Origin of the sequence: uncultured Microbacterium sp. (genome assembly GCF_963521695.1) — a bacterium.
GTDB lineage: Bacteria > Actinomycetota > Actinomycetes > Actinomycetales > Microbacteriaceae > Microbacterium.
In genome coordinates, this window is sequence record NZ_CAUQWC010000315.1 from 1 (window position 1) to 2,958 (window position 2,958).

At 69.4% G+C, this 2,958-nt stretch carries 5 protein-coding genes; 4 read left to right on the top strand and 1 reads right to left on the bottom strand.

The genetic code is table 11. From position 1 onward, the window contains the following. From RWP81_RS15740 to mnhG, 4 genes are all read left to right on the top strand, one after another. Nucleotides 1-578 (top strand): proton-conducting transporter membrane subunit (locus RWP81_RS15740; RefSeq protein ID WP_314457687.1); only part of this gene is annotated, 578 nt, incomplete at its 5' end. Beyond that, nucleotides 575-1,183 (top strand): Na+/H+ antiporter subunit E, encoded by a 609-nt coding sequence (locus RWP81_RS15745; RefSeq protein WP_314457689.1) that lies wholly within the window; start codon nucleotides 575-577, stop codon nucleotides 1,181-1,183. The genes RWP81_RS15740 and RWP81_RS15745, both read left to right, overlap by 4 nt. Continuing rightward, entirely contained in the window at nucleotides 1,180-1,449 is a 270-nt protein-coding gene (locus tag RWP81_RS15750) for a monovalent cation/H+ antiporter complex subunit F (RefSeq protein ID WP_314457690.1), read from the top strand. The genes RWP81_RS15745 and RWP81_RS15750 overlap by 4 nt, the downstream gene beginning before the upstream one ends. Continuing rightward, nucleotides 1,446-1,826, top strand: coding sequence for a monovalent cation/H(+) antiporter subunit G (mnhG, locus tag RWP81_RS15755; protein ID WP_314457692.1), 381 nt, complete (start codon nucleotides 1,446-1,448; stop codon nucleotides 1,824-1,826). The genes RWP81_RS15750 and mnhG overlap by 4 nt, the downstream gene beginning before the upstream one ends. A gap of 204 nt (nucleotides 1,827-2,030) precedes the next feature. On the opposite strand, the gene RWP81_RS15760 is transcribed toward mnhG, so the two are convergent. Beyond that, entirely contained in the window at nucleotides 2,031-2,573 is a 543-nt protein-coding gene (locus RWP81_RS15760) for an SRPBCC family protein (RefSeq protein WP_314457694.1), read from the bottom strand. Nucleotides 2,574-2,958: the final 385 nt, after the last annotated feature.

Consider the following 2,958-nt stretch of genomic DNA (forward strand, 5'->3'; position numbering starts at 1 on the left):
CGATCTACTACATCGTCCACCACATCATCGTGCAGACGACCCTGTTCCTCGCCGTGGGGCTCATCGAGCGCCGCGCGGGGAGCACGTCGATCCTCAAGGTGAAGGGCCTCATGCGCGCGGCGCCGCTGCTGGCAGTGCTGTACTTCATCCCGGCGATCAACCTGGGCGGCCTCCCGCCGTTCTCGGGTTTCATTGGCAAGTACGCGCTGTTCGACGCGGCGGCTCAGGTGGGCACCCCCGTGATGATGGTGCTCATCGTCGGCGGCATCGTCACCTCGATCCTCACCCTGTACGCCCTCATGCGCGCGTGGAACCTGTCGTTCTGGCGTGAGGACGACGATTCGGCCGAGACGACCGAGCGCATCGCCTACCTCGGCAACGCCCCCGCCGCGACCATCTCGACCGAGCGCCGCACGATCCCGAAGATCATGACGATGGCGACCGCCGGCATGGTGGTCGTGACGCTCGCCCTCACGGTGTTCGCCGGTCCGCTGCTCGACATGTGCCTCCGTGCCGGCGAGACCATCGCCGACGGCGTCAGCCTCGTGCAGCTGCAGGAACAGGTGGGTGAGGAATGAGCCCGTCGCGTCGCTCTCAGGTCGCGCTGTTCCTGCACCAGCTCCCGCTGCTGGTGTGGCTGGTGGCGCTGTGGATGCTGTTGTGGGGCCAGCTCACCTGGCTCGCCCTCGTGACCGGACTCGTCATGGCGGTGTTCGTCACGCGCGTGTACCGCCTGCCACCGGTCGAGCTGTCGGGGCGCATCAACCTCTGGTACGGATTCGTCTTCGTCGTCACCTTCCTCGGCGCGGTCATCAAGGGCTCGCTCATCGTGGCGTGGCAGGTTCTCGACTTCCGCCGGCAGCCGGGTGCGGCGATCATCGCGGTGCCGCTGCGCGTCGACGACGACGTGATCATGGCGCACACGGCGGTCACGGCATCCCTCATCCCGGGTTCGCTCATCGTCGACGTCGACCGCGAGAACCGCACCCTCTTCCTGCACACCATCGGCGTGCGAAGCAACGAGGATGCCGAGCACCAGCGTCGCATCGTGCTGCGGTGGGAAGCCCGGATCACGCGGGCGGTCGGGTCGAAGGAAGAGCTGCTCGAGCTCCAGGCGCGCATCGCCGACAGCTCCGCCCACGATGCCGACGCGCCCCCCGCAGAGCGGAGGACCTCGCTGTGACCACCGTTCTCGTCGTCGTCATCCTCGTCGTCTTCGCCGCCGCGGCGGTGCTGGCCCTCATCCGCCTCGTCATCGGTCCCTCGATCCTCGACCGCGCGGTGGCCGCCGACGTGCTGCTCACCGAGGTGGTCTGCATCCTGGGCGCCGACATGGTGATCAACCAGCACACGCGATCGCTGCCCGCGATGCTCGTGATTGCGGCCATCGGCGTCTTCGGCTCGATCGCCGTCGCCCGTTTCGTCGCGCGGAAGGAGAACCCGAGATGACCATCGAGGACGTTCTCGACATCCTCGCGCTCGTGCTCGTGCTGATCGGCGCCGTGCTGTGTCTGACCGCGACCATCGGGCTGCTGCGCTGGCGCGACGTGCCGACGCGTCTGCACGCGGCGACGAAGCCGCAGGTGCTCGGAGTGCTGCTCATCGTGGTCGCGGTGGAGCTGTCGCTGCGGTCGTGGGAGGCGCTCGCCTTCGGCATCCCGATCGTGCTCATCCAGTTCGCCACGGCACCCCTGGCCGCGCACATGGTGGGCCGCGCGGCGTACCGCAACCGCACCACCGACGAGGCGAATCTCTACGTCGACGAGCTGCGCCACAGCACCGAGCAGCCCGGTGCGACCGGGACGGAGTCGCGTCCGGAGCAGTGAAGTTCTGCGGCCCGCGTGTTTCGCGCGGGGAGGCGTTCTCGGCTTTGAGGGCGCGTGCGCGCCGGGCGGCGGGGCGGGCGTGAGCCACACTGCCTCGTGGGAGATACGCCTTGTCGGCGTCTGTTTCGGGCGGGGAGGCGTTTCTCGCAGAGGAGGCCGGTCGGCGCACGCGGGCTGAGCGCTCCGGCGCCGCGATGCGCGGAGTCAGATGCCGGCTTCGCGCATGTCCTCTCGGGCCTGCGGCGACGCGGTGCCCTCGCGGGGGTCGGGCGTCTCGGTGCGGTGATCCAACTCGCGGGCCTCGCGCTCGGCGCGGCGTCCTTCGGCGAGGAACGCCAGGCGGTTGAGGCACTCGTGATTGCGCAGGGTGAGCATCGGTCTCCACACCAGCGAGGGCAGCAAGGAAGCGGCGCCCGAGACGGGCTCCTCGACGATCGTGACGGCGGCTCCGACCGGATGCGGTCGGGCGTCGATGCGGATGACGCCTCGACCCACGATGCCGGCCTCCGGCCGCAGTCGAAGCCGGTGCGGGGGGTTCCACTCCACGATCTCGGTCTCGTCGTTGATCATCACGGGCCAGACGCCGAGGGAGTGGTGGATGCGCGATCCCTCACGGGGCCACTGCGGATCGACGTCGCGCATACGCGCCGCTCCGACGACCCACACGGGGTAGAGCCATCCGTCGGAAAGAACCGCGAACAGGTCATCGGGGGTGCAGTGCATCAGTCGCGTGTTACGGGCGGCCATGGCATCCGTTCGGTCGGCGTGGTTCGACTGTAGGGGGTGGATGCCGGGGTGCTCGCGGGTCTTGACGGCAGCGCCCGGCGTCGTCCCTTCCCCGAGCTCGCGGACCTGGCGCCCGCGCGGCGTAGCGTCCGTGATCGGCGCAACCTCCGCGGCATCCGTGCGTGGCGGTTGAGGTTGTGTGGATTGCTGAGGTTGTGTCGTGTTGGGGGGTCGCGGGGTTCGCCGGCGGCGGATGTGGCGCGAGCGCGGCGTAGCGTCCGTGATCTGCGCAACCTCCGCGGCATCCGTGCGTGGCGGCTGAGGTTGCGTCGATCGCTGAGTTTGGGGAGGCGCTTGTCGACGCACCGGCCCAGGTCCGCTCGACCGGCGCAGGGACCTGGGCACG